Annotated in this window: 16 protein-coding genes and 1 tRNA gene; 10 read left to right on the plus strand and 7 right to left on the minus strand. The window is 68.9% G+C overall.

All coding sequences use genetic code 11. The features are described from left to right. Positions 1-2 precede the first annotated feature (2 nt). Positions 3-623, plus strand: a complete 621-nt coding sequence (locus DM480_RS09150; protein ID WP_115378547.1) for a glutathione S-transferase family protein — start codon at positions 3-5, stop codon at positions 621-623. Positions 624-699: 76 nt separating this feature from the next. On the opposite strand, the gene DM480_RS09155 is transcribed toward DM480_RS09150, so the two are convergent. Both DM480_RS09155 and cpdR read right to left on the minus strand, forming a co-directional pair. Then, positions 700-774 (minus strand) — tRNA-Val (locus DM480_RS09155). Positions 775-819: 45 nt separating this feature from the next. Further along, complete coding sequence (gene cpdR / locus DM480_RS09160; RefSeq protein WP_115378548.1) at positions 820-1,197, minus strand: cell cycle two-component system response regulator CpdR; 378 nt, start codon at positions 1,195-1,197, stop codon at positions 820-822. Between the two features lie 97 nt (positions 1,198-1,294). Here cpdR and DM480_RS09165 point away from each other — a divergent pair, with 97 nt between their 5' ends. Then, positions 1,295-2,149, plus strand: a complete 855-nt coding sequence (locus tag DM480_RS09165) for an N-formylglutamate amidohydrolase (RefSeq protein ID WP_115378549.1) — start codon at positions 1,295-1,297, stop codon at positions 2,147-2,149. A 182-nt stretch (positions 2,150-2,331) separates the two neighbouring features. Here DM480_RS09165 and DM480_RS09170 read toward each other — a convergent pair whose 3' ends face one another. The 3 genes from DM480_RS09170 to DM480_RS09180 all read right to left on the minus strand — a co-directional run bounded on the left by DM480_RS09170 (position 2,332) and on the right by DM480_RS09180 (position 5,290). Next, positions 2,332-2,880, minus strand: coding sequence for a cytochrome b (locus tag DM480_RS09170; RefSeq protein ID WP_115378550.1), 549 nt, complete (start codon positions 2,878-2,880; stop codon positions 2,332-2,334). 150 nt (positions 2,881-3,030) lie between these two features. Next, entirely contained in the window at positions 3,031-3,792 is a 762-nt protein-coding gene (locus DM480_RS09175; RefSeq protein ID WP_115378551.1) for a SapC family protein, read from the minus strand. Positions 3,793-3,856: 64 nt separating this feature from the next. After that, a complete protein-coding gene (locus DM480_RS09180; RefSeq protein ID WP_115378552.1) occupies positions 3,857-5,290 on the minus strand; it encodes an FAD-binding oxidoreductase in 1,434 nt (477 codons plus the stop codon). 47 nt (positions 5,291-5,337) lie between these two features. On the opposite strand from DM480_RS09180, the gene DM480_RS09185 reads away from it, so the two are divergent. The 6 genes from DM480_RS09185 (at position 5,338) to DM480_RS09210 (ending at position 12,090) form a co-directional block, all read left to right on the plus strand. Next, on the plus strand, positions 5,338-5,814 hold the full coding sequence (locus DM480_RS09185; protein ID WP_115378553.1) for a hypothetical protein: 477 nt from the start codon (positions 5,338-5,340) through the stop codon (positions 5,812-5,814). Between the two features lie 99 nt (positions 5,815-5,913). Further along, positions 5,914-7,434: a DEAD/DEAH box helicase gene (locus tag DM480_RS09190; RefSeq protein ID WP_115381087.1), complete on the plus strand. Its 1,521-nt coding sequence runs from the start codon at positions 5,914-5,916 to the stop codon at positions 7,432-7,434. A gap of 7 nt (positions 7,435-7,441) precedes the next feature. Continuing rightward, entirely contained in the window at positions 7,442-7,657 is a 216-nt protein-coding gene (locus DM480_RS09195) for a DUF1289 domain-containing protein (protein ID WP_115381089.1), read from the plus strand. Positions 7,658-7,800: 143 nt separating this feature from the next. Continuing rightward, a complete protein-coding gene (locus DM480_RS09200; protein WP_232834199.1) occupies positions 7,801-8,271 on the plus strand; it encodes a hypothetical protein in 471 nt (156 codons plus the stop codon). 133 nt (positions 8,272-8,404) lie between these two features. Further along, a complete protein-coding gene (locus DM480_RS09205) occupies positions 8,405-10,750 on the plus strand; it encodes a TonB-dependent receptor family protein (RefSeq protein WP_115378555.1) in 2,346 nt (781 codons plus the stop codon). A 2-nt stretch (positions 10,751-10,752) separates the two neighbouring features. After that, entirely contained in the window at positions 10,753-12,090 is a 1,338-nt protein-coding gene (locus DM480_RS09210) for a PepSY-associated TM helix domain-containing protein (protein WP_115378556.1), read from the plus strand. Between the two features lie 39 nt (positions 12,091-12,129). On the opposite strand, the gene treF is transcribed toward DM480_RS09210, so the two are convergent. Continuing rightward, complete coding sequence (gene treF, locus DM480_RS09215; RefSeq protein WP_115378557.1) at positions 12,130-13,716, minus strand: alpha,alpha-trehalase TreF; 1,587 nt, start codon at positions 13,714-13,716, stop codon at positions 12,130-12,132. Positions 13,717-13,858: 142 nt separating this feature from the next. Between treF and DM480_RS09220 the strand changes: the two genes are divergently transcribed. Beyond that, the gene (locus DM480_RS09220; RefSeq protein WP_115378558.1) at positions 13,859-14,683 is read left to right on the plus strand and encodes a shikimate 5-dehydrogenase; all 825 of its coding nucleotides are present in this window, start codon (positions 13,859-13,861) and stop codon (positions 14,681-14,683) included. A 71-nt stretch (positions 14,684-14,754) separates the two neighbouring features. After that, positions 14,755-15,540, plus strand: coding sequence for a hypothetical protein (locus DM480_RS09225; RefSeq protein ID WP_232833934.1), 786 nt, complete (start codon positions 14,755-14,757; stop codon positions 15,538-15,540). Positions 15,541-15,668: 128 nt separating this feature from the next. Here DM480_RS09225 and DM480_RS09230 read toward each other — a convergent pair whose 3' ends face one another. Next, a complete protein-coding gene (locus DM480_RS09230; RefSeq protein ID WP_115378559.1) occupies positions 15,669-16,559 on the minus strand; it encodes a prephenate dehydratase in 891 nt (296 codons plus the stop codon). Positions 16,560-16,627 lie beyond the last annotated feature (68 nt).

Here is a 16,627-nt window from a genome sequence, read left to right on the forward strand (position 1 = left end):
CCATGACCGACCTGACGTTCTACACCAACCCGATGTCGCGCGGCAGGATCGCGCGGTGGATGCTGGAGGAGACCGGCCAGCCGTATGAAACGGTGGTGCTCGATTATGCCACCGACATGAAGGGGGACGCCTATCGCGCGATCAACCCGATGATGAAGGTGCCGGCGATCCGCCATGGCGATCGGGTGGTGACCGAGGGCGCGGCGATCTGCGCCTACCTCGCCGAAGCCTTCCCCGACGCCGAACTCGCGCCGACCGCTGATGAGCGCGCCGATTATTATCGTTGGCTGTTCTTCGCGGCGGGGCCGATGGAAGCGGCGATCACCAACCGGTCGATGGGCGTCGAACCCAATGCCGACCAGCAGCGCATGGCGGGTTACGGCAATTTCGACCTCGTCGCCGGCGTGTTCGACCAGGCGGTATCGCGCCAGCCCTATATCGCGGGCGAGCGGTTCACCGCAGCGGACGTCTACGTCGGCTCCGCGGCGATGTGGTATACGCAGTTCGGCCTGCTGCCCAAGACCGACGGCATCATGGGCTATATCGCGCGGCTGGCGGACCGGCCCGCCTACAGGCGCGCCGGCGAGATCGACGACGCGCTGATCGCCGCCAAGCCTTCCTGACGCACGATCGTCGTCGGCACGCGCCCCGTGCAAAAAGACCCTGGAAATCCACATGGGATTTCCAGGGTCTTTTGGATGGTGGGCGTGGCAAGGATTGAACTTGCGACCCCTGCGATGTCAACACAGTGCTCTACCACTGAGCTACACGCCCGCCGGGAGTGGCGCTGTTAGCCGCGCCTTTTATGGGATGCAAGCGTCAATTGATGCCGCTCGCATTTCCCGTCTCGAAAACCCGATCGACCTCCGCCACGAGGTCGCGCAGGTGAAACGGTTTGGACAGAACGCGCGCGTTCGGCATTTCGCGCCCCGCCTTTAGCGTCACCGCGGCAAAGCCCGTGATGAACATGACGCGCAGCCCCTCGACCATCTCGCTGGCGCGCCGGGCGAGCTCGATGCCGTCCATCTCGGGCATCACGATATCGGTGAGCAGCAGGTCGAACCGTTCCGTCTGTAGCAGCGGGATCGCCGCCGTGCCGCGATCGACTGCCGTCACCGCATAGCCCGCCCGTTCGAGTGCGCGCGTCAGATATTCGCGCATCACCTGGTCGTCTTCCGCCAGCAGAATCCGGATCATGTTTCGTATCTTCGTCCCTGTTCGGCCGCGGTTATGATCGCGGGAGCTTAATATTTCCAGCGCGCGCAACGCGCAGGCGCGCTATGGCGTGCCATTGATGGACGGTTCGTTCGATCAGTTCGGCGCAACGCCCCCGGCTAGCCCCGTCGTGCTGTCTGTGCCCCATGCGGGGCGCGACTATCCTGCCATATTGGCGTCGGTGCGGCGCGTGCCGGCAGGGGCGCTCGTCGTGCTCGAGGACCGCCATGTCGATGCCGTTGCGCAAGGGGCGCGGGGCGACCAGGCGATGCTGGTGCAGCGGCGGGCGCGCGCGTGGATCGACCTCAATCGCGGCGAGGACGAGCGCGACGCGCTGGTCGACGAGGGCGTGCGCCCGCAAGGCCAGGCGCAGGCGTCCGCCAAGTTGCGCAGCGGGCTCGGCCTCGTCCCGCGGCGCGGCGGTGTCGCGGGCGACCTGTGGCGGCGGCGTTTCACCGCGGCGGAGGTGGAGGCACGGATCGTCGGCGATCACCGGCCGTATCATCGGGCGCTGGCATCCGCGCTGGCGGCCGCGCATGCGCGTTTCGGCATTGCCGTGCTGCTCGACATCCATTCGATGCCCCCGCTCGGCACGGGCGCGCGTGTCGTGCTGGGCGACCGCTTCGGCAAGAGCGCGGACAGCCGCTTCGTCGCGCGGCTGGAGGCAGAGGCGGCGATGATGGGGATCGGATGCGCGCGCAACAGCCCCTATGCCGGCGGGCATATCCTCGCCCGTCACGCCGCACCCGATCGGGGCATCCATGGCGTGCAGATCGAATTCGATCGATCGCTCTACCTCGATGCTGCGCTCGACCGGCCGGGGCCGGGAATGAGGCACACCGTCGCGCTGCTGCAAAACATGATCGCGGCAGTTGAGGATGAAGCGCTGAACGGCGGGGCGGTTCGTTCCGAAACGGCGCTGGCCGCGGAGTGAGCGTATAAAAAAACCACCTCGTGCGGATCGCACGAGGTGGCCAAGGTTCAGGGAGGAGACACACCCGAAGGTGTGCCATACGGCGCCGCGAAAGGGGGGGACACGTCGCCGTACAAGCGAATAAATAGGCGGGCGGCGATTTGGTTCAACCCCCGCCCGCCAGGTCGTGCTTTTTTTGTCGATCAGCCGCGTTCGAAGATCGGCGCCATGCGGGACAGAATTTGATCGCGGCGCACGAAATGATGCCGCAGCGCCGCGGCGACGTGCAGCACGACCAGCGCGACCATCGCCCAGCCGAGGATGCCGTGCGCCTCGTGCCCGAAGCCTGCCGCCGCTTTCGACGCAGGCAGGTGCGGCATGATGAACAGGCCGAACCACGTCATCGGCCGGCTCGGCCCGGGGCCGGACACCATCAGCCAGCCGGTCAGCGGCAGCGCGAGCATGAGCAGGTACAGGCCCCATTGATTGGCGTGCGCCACGCCCTTTTCCCACGCCGGCATCGCGGCGGGGTAGGGCGGCGCACGGTGGCCCAGGCGCCACGCGACGCGCAGCACGGTCAGCGCCAGCACGGTGAGGCCGATCGCGAAATGCGCACCCATCAGCGCGCGCAGCGCCGGCACGCTGTCGTGGCCGATGCCGATCACCAGATTGGCGATGATCAGCACCGCAATCCCCCAGTGGAACCAGATCGCGACGGTGGAATAGCGCTCGTCGCGCGGCAGGCGGCTCATCGGCAGGGTCCTCAGCACGGGAAGGGGGCGAGCTTTGCGCGGTGTGCGGATCGGGTCAAGCGCGTAACGAAACGGGCGGCGCCGGCATCCCGGCGCCGCCCGTTCGCGATCATGCGCGCCGGGCGACGTGACGTCGCCCGCGGCGTTCGGTCAGCCGAGCTGCGGCTGGGGCTGCTTGCCCTGATCCACCTGGCGCGCGAACACCTCGCGCATCAGCGACAGCGAGAACAAGTGCGCGTACAGCAGCGGCAGCATGCCCGACTGGCTCATCTTGCGCAGCTGGTCGCCGCGCAGGTTGGCGAGCTTTTCCTCGTTGATCATCTGGAAACCGCGATAGACGAACGGCTGCTGGTTCTGGTCGACCTGGATCGACACCTCGCCCTCCATCAGCAGCTCCATCTCGCGCAGCTCGTTCATGAAGTTCTGCGTACGCGCGCCGGCCTGTTCGAACTGCTCGGCGAAGCCCAGCACGCTCTTGGTGAATTCGGTCGGCTGGCCGTCTTCGAACAGCGCCTCGCCGTCCTCGAATTCGCCGATCGTCTCCGACGTCGGGTCGAAGCACAGCGACAGTTCCTCGCTGTCCGGGCGCAGCCGCGCCAGCATATACGGATAGCGGCGGATATAGGCGGGGACGTAGAAGTTCGTCTCGGTCAGCTTGCCGTCGTCGCCGACGAAGACGTTGACGCCCTCGTTCAGGCCCATCAGCGCGAGCGGGATGGCATCGTCGCCGCTGGAGAAGACGATCGGCATGAAGCGCTGCACCAGCGGAAATTCGTCGGTGGTGATCGGGATCGCATGCTGGCCCGCGAGGAACGGCGCGCTGTCCTGCGGCCGGACGCGCCAGGTCGCGTGCATCTCGCTCGAAAGCGGCTCGAGGCCGTTGTAGAACAGGGGAAGCGGCGCGCTGGCCATGGGAACTCTCTCCGTATTCGTGAGTTTTGGCGCGCCTGGCACGCCGGTCGAACCGGCGGCCGCTCTATTGCCCAGCGGCGGGCGGCGCAAGCGGCACGAGCTTGCCGGGGTTGAGAATCCCCAGCGGGTCCATCGCCGTCTTGATCGCGCGCAGCATCGTCAGCCGTGCGGGAGAGGAAAGCCGCGCAAGTTCGTCGATCTTCATCTGGCCGATGCCGTGTTCCGCCGCGATCGAGCCGCCCGCCGCGACGACCAGATCGTCGACGAAGCGCGTCACCACGGGCACGTCCTGGGCATACCAGCGCGCAGGATCGGTGCCGGGTGCCGCCCGGACGTGAAAATGCACGTTGCCGTCGCCCAGGTGGCCGAAGCCGCTGGCGTGCGTGCCCGGAAAGCGCGCGTCGCACGCCGCGGCCGCGTCGATCATGAAGCGCGGCATCGCGGCGACGGGCACGGAGATATCGTGCTGCGAGGCGGGGCCGAGCGCGCGTTCGGAATCGGAGATCGATTCGCGGATGCGCCAGAAGCCGTCGGCCTGCGCCTCGCTCTGCGCGATCGTCGCATCGGCGATGAGCCCGTCGGCAAGCGCGGTGCCGAGCAGGGTTTCGAGCAGCGGCGCGCCGCGCGGGTCGGCGATCTCGATCAGCAGATGCCACGCATGCTCGTCCGCCAGCGGCGCGCGCGCGGAAGGTAGGTGGACGAGCACGGCGGCGAGCGATTCGTGCGGCAATATCTCGAAACTCTCGACCGCGTCGGTCGCCTGCTGGAAGCGGCGCAGTAGCCGGAGCGCGCTTTCGGGATCGTGCGTCGCGGCCCAGGCGGTGGCGCGCGACACGGGGCGCGGCACCAGGCGCAACGACGCGGCGGTGACGATTGCCAGCGTCCCCTCGCCGCCGATGAGCAGCTGCGTCAGGTCGTAGCCGCGATTGTCCTTCTTGAGGACGGCGAGCCCGTCGTGCACCGACCCGTCCGCCAGCACCGCCTCCACCCCTGCGACCAGCCCGCGCATCGAGCCGAAGCGCAGCACCTGCGTGCCGCCGGCATTGGTCGAGACGAGGCCGCCGACGGTGGCATTGCCCTTCGCTCCCAAGGTCAGCGGGAAGCGACGGTCGACGCCGAGCGCCGCGTCATGCAGGTCCGACAGGATGACGCCGGCCTCCGCCACCGCGAGCCCTGCGTCGGCATCGACGTGGCGGATACGGTTCATGCGCCGGAGCGACAGGATCAGCGCCGAGCCGTCCGCAGGCGGCGTCGCGCCGCCGACCATCGAACTGTTGCCGCCCTGCGGCACCAACGGCACGCGGTGCGCCGCCGCGGCGGCGACGATCGCTGCGACCTCCGCGGTATCGGCGGGCGCGAGAATCGCGGGGGCATGGCCGTGGAAGCGGCGGCGCCAGTCGGTTTCCCAGGGGGCGATCGCGTCGCGGTCGGTGACGATCGCCTTGTCGCCCAGCCGCGGAGCGAGCGCGGCTAGCATCGCGGATTGCGCAGGGGTCATGCGGCGCGCGCTACGCCAAGTTCATCCGCCGTTCAACGATCGCCGCTATGGCACCGCACGACCATGTCCGATCGTTCATGATCCATCCGGGGGTGACCCTGTCGCTGTTTACGGTCTTCGCGCCCGCTCTTGCGGGGGCGTGGGACGATTTTGGCCGCGTCCAGTTCGCGCAGGTGACGCTGCACCAGCGGGTCGTGATCCGCGTCACGACGACGGCGCCCGCGCCCGTATCCGCGCCCCGACCGATCACCTGGAAAGAGAAAAAGGGGCCCAAATGTATCGCGGTCGCCGATCTGGGCGGCGCGATGGTCAGCGGGGACGGCGCGATCGACCTGGCGCTGACCGGCAACCGCCGCATCCGTGCGCACCTGGGCGGGGAATGCCGGCCGATGGATTATTATTCCCGTTTCTATCTGAAACCCGCGGCGGACGGGCGCGTGTGCGCCAATCGCGACGTGCTGAGCATGCGATCGGGGCTGACGTGCGAAATCAAGGCCTTCCGCACGCTGGTGCCGCGCAAATAAGGCGCGCGGGCCCGAAAATCTTGACTTTTGCGCGTAAATCCGCAAGCGCGCGAAGCGATGTCGCAGGCAGTCGCCGCGACCGTTTTCCCGGACCTCTGCATGAGCTTTGCCGATCTCGGCCTTTCCGACGAACTCCTGAAGGCAGTGACCGACGCCGGCTATACCGAGCCGACGCCGATCCAGGCGAGCGCGATTCCCTCCGTGCTGATGATGCGCGACCTGATCGGCATCGCGCAGACGGGGACGGGCAAGACCGCGGCCTTCGTCCTGCCGATGATCGACATCCTGGCGCACGGGCGCAGCCGTGCCCGCATGCCGCGCAGCCTAATCCTGGAGCCGACGCGCGAACTCGCCGCGCAGGTGGCGGAGAATTTCGAGAAGTATGGTGCCGGCCACAAGCTGTCGATGGCGCTGCTGATCGGCGGCGTGTCGATGGGCGACCAGATCAAGGCGCTGGAAAAGGGCGTCGACGTGCTGATCGCAACGCCGGGCCGGCTGATGGATTTGTTCCAGCGTGGCAACATCCTGCTGACCGGATGTTCGTTGCTGGTGATCGACGAGGCGGACCGGATGCTCGACATGGGGTTCATCCCCGACATCGAGGAAATCTGCACCAAGCTGCCCAAGCAGCGTCAGACCCTGTTGTTTTCGGCGACGATGCCGCCGCCGATCAAGAAGCTGGCTGACAAGTTCCTCGACAATCCCAAGACGATCGAGGTCGCGCGGCCCGCGTCAACCAACGTCAACATCAAGCAATGGCTGGTCCCGGTGCCGGGCAGCGCGTTCAAGAAGCGTGACGCGCTGCGCCAGTTGCTGCGCCAGGACGACGTCACCACTGCGATCATCTTCTGCAACCGCAAGACGACGGTGCGTGAGCTCAACAAGAGCCTGAAGAAGCACGGCTTCCGCTCGGGCGAGATCCATGGCGACATGGAGCAGCCGCAGCGGCTGGCCGAACTCGACCTGTTCAAGAAGGGTGAGATCAACATCCTGGTGGCGAGCGACGTCGCGGCGCGCGGGCTCGACATCAAGGGCGTGTCCCACGTCTTCAACTTCGATGCGCCGTGGCATCCGGACGATTACGTCCACCGCATCGGTCGCACCGGCCGCGGCGGCGCGACCGGCGTCGCCTACACGCTGATGACCGCGGAAGATGCGGAGAACATCGACAATATCGAAAAGCTGACCGGGCAGAAGATCGATCGCATGACGATCGAACAGACGCCGGACACCGCCGAAGAGGCGCGCCCGCCGCGCCGCGAGCGCAGCACGCGTAGCGGCCGGGGCGAGGACCGCGGCGAGCGGCCCGAGCGGGGCGGTCGCCGCGATCGTCGCGACGCCGGTCAGGCGACGGAGGCCCCGCGTGCGGATCACGCCCGTGCCAATACCGCCAGCGCTGAGGGTGTTCGCACCGAGCGTAGTCCTGTCGAGTCCGGGCGGGGCGATTATGGCCGCGCCGAGCGGTCGTACGGCGGCGACGCGCCGCGGCCGGCGGATCGCCGCCCGCGCCGCGACCGACGCGACGAGGGGCAGGAGGCTGACTGGAACGGCGGCTGGAACGGCCCGATCCCGGACTTCCTGTCGGTCGCGCTCAATGTCGGTGATCCCGTCGACGCGTGACGCGCCGATGGCCGAGCCAGTGATCGCAATCGTGCCCGCCGAGGCGGCGAGCCTCGCCTCCCCGTGCATCAACGTCTGCACTCTCGATGCGGCGACGGGCTGGTGCCGCGGGTGCGGCCGGACGATCGGCGAGATTTCCAACTGGAGCGCCAAGCCTGCCGCAGAGCGCCGTACGATCCTCGATGCGTTGCCGCCGCGCATGGCGATGCTGGCGCAGCAATAGCGGGCTGCCTGCGCGCCGCGGCGACGTGACGGGCATCCGGCCCTTGCCGTTCCGCGGCGATGCGGCACCAATCCTGTTGGCGGCGGGCATGCCGGTGGATGACACCGCCCGCCCGAGCGCGTAGACGGCGCCGCGTGGACGTGATGCGCCGCCTGATCCTGACGCACCGGACGGTGGCGGCCCTGGTGCTTGCCGCCGCGCTGGCGATGCGGCTGCTCGTGCCGGCCGGGTTCATGCCCGACGTGGCTGGCGGTGCAGTGCGGTTGATCCTGTGTCCGGCCGCGGGGCCCGTGCCCGCCGCGATGTCGCCCATGGCGCACGGTTCGATGGCCATGCCGATGGGGCATGCGGGAACGGACAATCACGTCGCGTCGGCGCATGACCATGGCGCGCACGATCACGACAAATCTTCATCGCACGATCACGCGCCGCAGGACGCACCGTGCGCCTTTGCCGGGCTGGCGCTGGCATCGCTGATGCCGGTCGATCCGGTGCTGCTACTCGCGGCGATCGCCTTCGCGATGGCGTTGGCGGCGTTCGGCCTCGCCTTGCCCACGCCGGGCCGCGTCCCCTACCTCCGCCCGCCGCTTCGCGGTCCCCCCATCGTCGCCTGAACCCGATGCCGGCGCTGCACGCGCCGGTTCTCGACGTCGCGGCCGATCCCGTTTCGGCGTAGGGGCCCGGCGGCCTGTCACCGTCCGGGCGGGCGCGACGTCGTTTCCCACGACGATCTCACAGGGGACCATCATGCCCATCACAAGCCTGTTCCTCGTCGCCGCACTGGCGGCGGGGCAGGGCGATTCGCCTGCCGACCGGCGCGCCGCCCTCTTGCGCGAACGCGCCGCGATCGATGCCGAACTGCGCGCCCTCGACGCCCAGGCGGCTGCGCCCGCGACACCTGCCACGACGTCCGGCGCGGCGAACCAGCAGCGCGCGCTTGCCGACGACGTCGTCGTCACCGGTCGCGCGCTGTCGCTGACCACCGACGTGCGCGGGCAGACCGTGACGACGGTTCGCGACGCCGTGTTCCGCAACACCCCCGCGACGACGATCGCGGATATCGTCCGCTTGTCGCCGGGCGTCGTCGTCATCCAGGGCAACGGCCCGCGCGACGTCGGCGTATCAGTGCGCGGCTCCAACGCGCGCAACAGCTTCGGTGCGCGCAACCTGCAGGTGTTCGAGGACGATTTCCCCGTCACCCAGCCCGATGGCCTTGCCCGGTTCGACCTGACCGACCCGCACGCCTATGGCGCGGTCGACGTCGTGCGGGGGCCATCGTCCGCCCGTTACGGCAATTACGCGCTGGGCGGCGCGATCAATTTCCGCACCCGCCGCGGGCGCGACATCCGCGGCGCGGAGGTTGGCACCGACTTTGGGGGCGACGGCTATGCCAATGCCTATGCGACGATCGGCAACGTCGGCGCGACCTACGAATACAGCCTGTTCGCCAGCCTCGCCGGCGGCGACGGCGCGACGGGGCATAGCGGCTACGAGACGGGAACGCTGAACGGCCTCGTCACCATTGCGCTCGGCGACCACGACCGGCTGACCGGCAAGCTCATCTACAACGAGGGGTTGTTCCGTTTATCGACGCGGCTGTCGTACAATCAATATCTCGCCAATCCGTATCAGCAAGGTTGCGATCGGGCGGCGAGCGCGGCGGCCGGCTGCGGCACGATCGCGGTGCTGGTCAACGGCGTCAACGGCGCGCGGATCGCGCAGAGCGCGGCGGAGGGCGACCTTGCCCGCAACGATCGCCGTACGATCGTCGGCACGCGCTGGGAGCATGACTTCGACGGCGACACGACGCTGCGGACGCAGGCGACGTTCGACAGCCGCGTCGTCAACCAGCCGACCAGCGCCACGCCGTTCAAGGGGACGCTCGACAGCTATAACCTGTCGACCGACCTGACCGATCGCCACCGCCTGTTCGGGCTGGACGCGACCGGTTTCTTCGGGCTGTTTTACAACTATCTCGACAACCAGAGCTACAGCTTCAACAAGACGCCCGCCGGCCGCAACGGCATCGGCGCGCCGACGCAGACGGTATTCGGCGACGTCCGCAACCTGGGCGCGCGCGCGCGCGAGGAAGTGGCGGTGACGCGCGACGTGCGCCTGATCGCGGGGATCGGCGCGGAACGATCCGACATCCGCATGCGCCAGACGGCCTATGCCTATCCGGTGGGGGGCATTCCGACGCTCACCGTCATCCCCGCCGATCGCCGATTCTGGAACGTCGCGCCCGAAGCATCGGTGCTGTGGCAGGCAACGCGCGCGGTTGGGCTGCATGCCCGCATCGGCACGGGTTACGGCATTCCGCAGGGCGGCAACCTGTTCGTGACCAGCGCGGGCGTGCCGGGCAACAACGTCGCGCTGAAGGCGCAGCGCAACACCGGTGTCGATATTGGCGCGGCGCTGACGCTGGGCGACACGCTGAGCGCCGAGGTGACGGGCTATTACGAATGGTTCCGCAACGAACTGGTGACGCAATCGGCGGGCGTGAACCTGTTATCCTATACCACCAACGCGCCGCGGTCGGTGCACCGCGGCGTCGAGCTGGGGCTCGACTGGCATCCGGTATCGGGGGCCAAGCTGCTCGCGAGCTACAGCTACAACGACCAATATTATACCGACTTCGCGGAGCGGCTGACCGCGGGCACGACGTCGGTCGTGATCGATCGCGCGGGCAATCCCATTCCCGGCGTGGTCCCCAACATGGCGAATGTGCGCGCAGGCTACGATCAGCCGCGCGGGGGCTTGCAGGGACTGGGCGGGTTCGTCGAGGCAAGCTGGCGCGATCGCTATCCGATCGACAACGGCAATCTGTTGCGCGTGCCGGGCTACACGCTCGTCAACCTCAACCTGCATTACGATCCGCCCGCGGGCGCGGACTGGTGGCGGCGCGTCAGCCTGTTCGCCAGCGTGCAGAATTTGTTCGACGAAACCTATGTCGGATCCGCGTCGGTCATCGCGGACAGCCTGAACCCCACAACGGGGCAGCAGAACCCGGCCGTCGTGCTGCAGGGGACGACGGGCAGCATCTATGCCGGCCAGCCGCGCACGGTCTACGCCGGCATCAAGACGAGGTTCTGACCATGACCGTATCCCGAAAGGCGCGGCGTTGGCCGGGCTATCCGACGATCTGGCGCTGGCATTTCTATGCCGGATTGCTGTGCATCCCCTTCGTCCTGTGGCTGTCGCTGACCGGCGCGGCCTATCTGTTCCGGCCGCAGGTGGAGGCGTTGATCGACCGGCCCTACGCCCATGTCGCAGGGCCGGGCCCGCGTGCTACCGCTGCGGCGCAGGTCGATGCCGCGCTCGCCGCAGTGCCGGGATCGGTGCTGCACCGGTATCAGCTACCCGATACGCCCGATCAGGCGGTGCAGGTGATCGTCGGCGCGCACGGGCGCGAGACGCGCGTCTACGTCCATCCGCAGACGCTCGTCGTGCTGAAGACGGTGGGCGAGCAGGACCGGCTAATGCGCATCGTCTTTCGCCTGCATGGCGAACTGCTGGCGGGCGATGTCGGCTCGTACGTCGTTGAGTTGGCCGCATCGTGGACGATCGTCATGGTGCTGACCGGGCTGGTGCTGTGGTGGCCGCGCGGCGGCAGGCTGGCGGGCGTCGTCTATCCGCGGCTGACCGCGGGCGGGCGGCGGTTCTGGCGCGACCTGCACGGCGTCACCGGCTTCTGGGTGTCCGCGATGACGTTGCTGTTGCTCGTCTCCGGCCTGCCCTGGGCGAAGAGCTGGGGCACGTATCTGAAGACCGTGCGCACCGCGGTGGAGGGCGGCCCGGTGAAGCAGGACTGGACGATCGGCGCGGCGACCAAGGGCACGCGCGCGATGGAGGGCGCGCATGCCGAACATGGCGGGATGACGATGGACCATCCCCGCCAGTCCTACGCGCCGCTCGACCGGATGATCGCGGCGGTGCGGCCGCTCGACCTTGCCGCGCCGGTGCTGATCGCGCCGCCCGCGGGGATGGGGCAGCCGTGGACCGCCAAGTCCGACGCCGCCGACCGGCCGCTGCGCACCGACGTCGAGCTAAACGCCGATGGCCGCATCCTGTCGCGTAAGGATTTCGCGCAGCGGCGGCTGGTCGACCGGATCGTCGGCTATGGCGTCGCGCTGCACGAGGGCGCGCTGTATGGCTGGCTCAACCAGCTCGTGAATCTGCTCACCGCGCTCGGTCTGATGCTGCTGGCGGTCAGCGGCGTGGTGTTGTGGTGGCGCCGGCGGCCCGATGGCGTGCTGGGCGCGCCGCATCCGCGCCCGCGTCCTGCGCTGGCGATGAGCCTGATCGCAGTGATCGTGGCGCTGGGCGTGCTGCTGCCGCTGTTCGGTGTGACCCTGATCGCGGTGCTGCTGGTCGAGCGGCTGCTGTTCGTGCGGTTGACGCGGGCGCGGCACTGGCTCGGGCTGGCGGGATAGTCCGGTGCGCCCCTCCCGCGGACGGGGCGGGGCGCATCCTCACTTCTCTTTGGCGAGGCCCGGCCAGCGCGCGTCGATCGCGCTCGCGACGCCATTGGTCCAGCCGAAGCCGTCCTGCGTCGGATATTCGCCGCCGCCGCCCGCCTTGCGTTCGGCAACGTCGTATTTCTCCAGCATCTTGCCGGTTTCGGCATAGGCGCGCGCCACCGTCGTCATCCAGCGGCCGGCGATCTCCTTCGCCAGTGCCTTCTCGCCGTTGCGCGACAGGCCGTCGATCGCGATCCATTGCAGCGGCGCCCAGCCGTTGGGCTCGTCCCATTGCTGCCCCGTGCTGGCGGTCGTCGTGCGCAGCCCGCCCTCGCCGAGCAGCTTCGCACGGACCAGCGCGGCGGTCGCGCGCGCCTGCGCCGGGGAAGCCGCCCCCACGAACAGGGGGTAGAGGATCGCGGCGGTGACCGCCGGCGTCGGCCGCTTCGCCGCCATGTCCCAGTCCGCGAATCGCGCCTCGCCCGGTGCCCACAGATAGCGCGTGATCGCCGTACGTCGCCGGATCGCCCGCTGGCGGAAATCGGCGGCGCAAGCAGCATCGCCTGCGGCGGCGCAGCGCGTCGCGATCCGCTGCTCCATCGCCAGCATCAGACTGTTGAGATCGACGGGCACGATCTGCGTGGTGCGGATCGTCGCCAGCGTGCGGCCATCCGCCAGCCAGCGGCTCGAAAAGTCCCATCCGCTTTCCGCCGCGGCGCGCAGGTCGCGATAGACGGCGGCGGTGTCGCGCCCCGCGGCGGCCGCCGCGGTGCCGGTCGCGACGTCTTCGGCGTAGGATTCGTCGCGCGGCGTGTCACGATCGTCGTAATAGCGGTTGAGCAGGCTGCCGTCGGGCATGCGCACCACCCGCGCGCACGCGCCGGTCGCGGCGACGCAGTCCGTCCCCTTCATCCACCAGGCATATTCCCGGCGCAGCGCCGCCAGCCGTCGGGCGGCGCGCGCGGGATCCGTATCCCGCGACAGGTCAAGCATCAGCGCGAAAAACGGCGGCTGCGACCGGCTGAGGTAATAGCTGCGCATGCCGTTGGGGATATGACCGTAACGCTCGATCACGCTGGTAAAGTCCGCCAGCATCGATTCGATCAGCGGCTGCTGTCCGTCCGCGGCCAGGCCCAGCATCGTGAAATAGCTGTCCCAATAATACATCTCGCGAAACCGTCCGCCCGGGACGACATAGGGTTCGGGCAGCGGCAGCGCGGAGCCGCCCGGCACCCCGGCGGCGGGCTGGCGCACCAGCATCGGCCAGAGCGCGCGGATATGCGCGCGCATGTCGCCCGCATCATGATCGTTGACGCCGGGCACGGTGAAATTGGCGAGCACGAACGCCTTCAGGTCGCCGATCCGCGCGCGGTCGAAATCGGCCATGATCGCCGCCGGATCGCGCTTCGGCACCGCATCGACGAACGTCTTGCCGTCGGGGAAGATCTTCTGCGTCTGCACCGCGACGAACAGCGGGCCGTAAAGGTCGGCGGGAGAGGCGGGTGCCGGCCGCGTCGTCGGCACGGCCTGTTGCGCGCTTCCGGCGACCGGCATCGCGGCAAGGCCGGCGGCGAGCAGAAGGGTCGATAGACGTGGCATGGGCCTCTCCCGGATATCTGCGCCGCGCCGGACTTGTCCCGGCATCCACCGTATCGCACATACGGCGCATAGCCTTCTTTGCGGAACCGTGGATACCGGGACAAGCCCGGCGTGACGAAGCCATGGGCGAAAGGATGAATGCATGCCGGCCAAACCCCCGATCGGCCGCGACACGCGGCTCTGCATGTCGCTCGCCGCGCGGCCCGGCAATTTCGGGTCGCGCTTCCACAACCGCCTCTACGAACTGACCGGGCTGGATTACGTCTATAAGGCGTTCACCACGCACGATCTGGCGGCGGCGATCGGCGGCATCCGTGCGCTCGGCATCCGCGGCTGCGCGATCTCGATGCCGTTCAAGGAGGCGGTGATCCCGCTGCTCGACGCGCTGGCACCGACCGCGGCGGCGATCGACAGCGTCAACACGATCGTCAACGATGATGGCGTACTGACCGGGCACAACACCGATTATGGCGCGGTGCGCACGTTGCTGGACGAGGCGGCGGTCGATCCGGCGATGCCGTTCGTGCTGCGCGGATCGGGCGGGATGGCGAAGGCGGTGGCGGCGGCGCTGCGCGATCGCGGGCATCGCACGGGAACTATCGTCGCGCGCAATGCCGCGGCGGGGCGGGGGTTGGCCGACCTTTACGGTTTTGCGTGGCAAGCCGATCTTGCCGGGGCGAGCGCGTCGCTGCTCGTCAACGTCACGCCGATCGGCATGGCGGGCGATGATGCCGATATGCTCGCCTTCCCGACCGATGCGATCGCGGCGGCGCAGGTCGCGTTCGACGTCGTCGCATTGCCCGCGGAAACGCCCTTCCTGCGCGCCGCAGGTGAGGCGGGCAAAAAATGCGTCACCGGCGCGGCGGTGGCGACGCTGCAGGCGCTCGACCAGTTCTTGCTCTACACCGGCGTTCGGCCGACCGATGCTGAGGTCGCCGAGGCGGAGGCGTTCGCCCGCGCGGGTTAGAAACATACCGGACACATGCGACGAACGGCCGAAGCGGGCGATTGCCCGCGGGCGACGGAGCCCTTAATGCCATGCGCCGCATGTACGCGGCGTCCTATCGATCATCCCCGGACCGCCGCCGCAGGGCGATCAGCCTGGCGCTGACGATCGTCGCGCATATCCTGATCGTCCTCCTGCTCTTGCTGCTCCCCAATTCGCCGCTGACGCGCATGGGGCCGTCGACGGCGCTCACCACCTTCGACGTCTCGTCCTCCGGCAGCCCCTCGCCCAGCAAGGCGCAGGCGAAGAAACAGGCGGCCGCCGCCCCGCGCGGCGGCGCGCCGGAGGTGAAGCCGCAACCGACCCCGCCGCAGGACCAGCCGCTGCCGCCCCCACCGCCCGAGGTCGTGCCCGACAACATGCTGATCATGGACCGCGCGTCGTTCGCCGCGACCGACGTCAGCAAGATCAAGGGCAAGAAGAGCGCGCGTGAGCTCGCCGCTGCGGGGGATGCGAGCGGCGACAGCGGCGATGCGGGCGCGGGCGACGATACGCCGGGCGCGGGCAAGGGGCCGGGCGGCCAGCGCCTCTATGCCGCCGAATGGTATCGCGAACCCGTCGCGTCGCAGACCTCGCCCTATATGCCCAAGGAGATCCGCGAGGGCAGTTGGGCGGAGATCGCGTGCCGAACCGCACCCGATTATCGGGTGGAGGATTGCCAGCAGATCGGCGAATCGCCCGTCGGCGCGGGGCTGGCGCGCGGGCTGCGTGAGGCGGCGTGGCAGTTCCGCGTCCGCCCGCCGCGGATCAACGGCAAGCCGATGATCGGCACCTGGGTGCGCATCCACTACGACTTCACCGAGCGCGCTGCGCGCTAAGGTCCTGGATCAGAGGCGGTGCCGGCCCGTTCCCCCACCCGGCCTCCCAACCAGGATATGCTTTGGGAGGTCGGGTGGAGGAGCGGGCCCGCACCGCATCCACGTCAGTGGAGCAAACGTCTGGAACCTTACCCCCGTTCGCGTGCGCGGCGGTACGTGCCCAGCAGGCGCACCCATTTCGAATGGAAGCCCAGTTCCTCCAGCGCGCGGTCGACCGCGACGTCGCCGGGCTTGCCTTCGATATCCGCGTAGAATTCGGACGCGGAGAAACTGCCGGCGCGCTGGTAGCTTTCCAACTTGGTCACGTTGACGCCGTTGGTGGCAAGGCCGCCCAGCGCCTTGTAGAGCGCGGCGGGGACGTTCTTCACCTCGAACATCAGCGTCGTCATCCACGGCCCGTCTCCGACCGCCGGCTTGCCGCCGCGCGCCAGCACGACGAAGCGCGTGGTATTGTGGTCCGCATCCGCGATGTCGACGCCGAGCAGGTCGAGGCTGTAGATCGCCGCCGCCCCCGGCGGGGCGAGCGCCGCAATCGCCGGATCGCGCAGTTCGGCGACATAGGCGGCGGCCCCCGCGGTGTCGGGATAGGCGAGCGCGCTGATGCCGTGCGCCTTCAGCCAGTGGCGGCACTGGCCCAGCGCCTGCGGATGGCTCATCGCCTGCGTCACCGCCTCGCGCGGGCCGGTGCCCATCAGTGCGTGACGGATCGCGACGAAATGCTCGCCGATGATGACCAGCCCGGATTCGGGCAGCAGGAAATGCATGTCGGCGACGCGGCCATGCAGCGAATTCTCGATCGGGATCACCGCGCGGTCGGCGCGCCCTTCGCGCACCGCGTCGATCGCATCGGCGAACGAGAAGCAGGGCAGTGGCAGGCAGTCCGGACACGCCTCCAGCGCGGCGACGTGGCTGTTCGCGCCGGGTGCGCCCTGGAATGCGACCGCGCGTTCCGGATCGGCGAAGGCGGCGGCGGTCATCGCGGCGACGATCGGGCGGGCGGGGGCGGCGTAGGTCTCCATGATCGCAGCGCGCGTAACAGGCGGGGGCCGCCGCCCGCAAGCGCGCGCTTGCGGGCGCGCACGGGCTT

The organism is Sphingomonas sp. FARSPH, assembly GCF_003355005.1.
In the GTDB taxonomy this organism is placed as follows: Bacteria; Pseudomonadota; Alphaproteobacteria; order Sphingomonadales; family Sphingomonadaceae; genus Sphingomonas.

Bases quoted from the DNA above. Each gene is read 5' to 3' on its own strand.
- DM480_RS09230 (WP_115378559.1), bottom strand. From the start codon at position 16,559: ATGGAGACCTACGCCGCCCCCGCCCGCCCGATCGTCGCCGCGATGACC.
- DM480_RS09175 (WP_115378551.1), bottom strand. From the start codon at position 3,792: ATGGCCAGCGCGCCGCTTCCCCTGTTCTACAACGGCCTCGAGCCGCTT.
- DM480_RS09190 (WP_115381087.1), top strand. From the start codon at position 5,914: ATGAGCTTTGCCGATCTCGGCCTTTCCGACGAACTCCTGAAGGCAGTG.
- DM480_RS09185 (WP_115378553.1), top strand. From the start codon at position 5,338: ATGGCACCGCACGACCATGTCCGATCGTTCATGATCCATCCGGGGGTG.
- DM480_RS09150 (WP_115378547.1), top strand. From the start codon at position 3: ATGACCGACCTGACGTTCTACACCAACCCGATGTCGCGCGGCAGGATC.
- DM480_RS09165 (WP_115378549.1), top strand. From the start codon at position 1,295: ATGGACGGTTCGTTCGATCAGTTCGGCGCAACGCCCCCGGCTAGCCCC.
- DM480_RS09210 (WP_115378556.1), top strand. From the start codon at position 10,753: ATGACCGTATCCCGAAAGGCGCGGCGTTGGCCGGGCTATCCGACGATC.
- DM480_RS09205 (WP_115378555.1), top strand. From the start codon at position 8,405: ATGCCCATCACAAGCCTGTTCCTCGTCGCCGCACTGGCGGCGGGGCAG.
- cpdR (WP_115378548.1), bottom strand. From the start codon at position 1,197: ATGATCCGGATTCTGCTGGCGGAAGACGACCAGGTGATGCGCGAATAT.
- DM480_RS09225 (WP_232833934.1), top strand. From the start codon at position 14,755: ATGCGCCGCATGTACGCGGCGTCCTATCGATCATCCCCGGACCGCCGC.
- DM480_RS09195 (WP_115381089.1), top strand. From the start codon at position 7,442: ATGGCCGAGCCAGTGATCGCAATCGTGCCCGCCGAGGCGGCGAGCCTC.
- DM480_RS09220 (WP_115378558.1), top strand. From the start codon at position 13,859: ATGCCGGCCAAACCCCCGATCGGCCGCGACACGCGGCTCTGCATGTCG.
- DM480_RS09170 (WP_115378550.1), bottom strand. From the start codon at position 2,880: ATGAGCCGCCTGCCGCGCGACGAGCGCTATTCCACCGTCGCGATCTGG.
- treF (WP_115378557.1), bottom strand. From the start codon at position 13,716: ATGCCACGTCTATCGACCCTTCTGCTCGCCGCCGGCCTTGCCGCGATG.
- DM480_RS09200 (WP_232834199.1), top strand. From the start codon at position 7,801: ATGCGCCGCCTGATCCTGACGCACCGGACGGTGGCGGCCCTGGTGCTT.
- DM480_RS09180 (WP_115378552.1), bottom strand. From the start codon at position 5,290: ATGACCCCTGCGCAATCCGCGATGCTAGCCGCGCTCGCTCCGCGGCTG.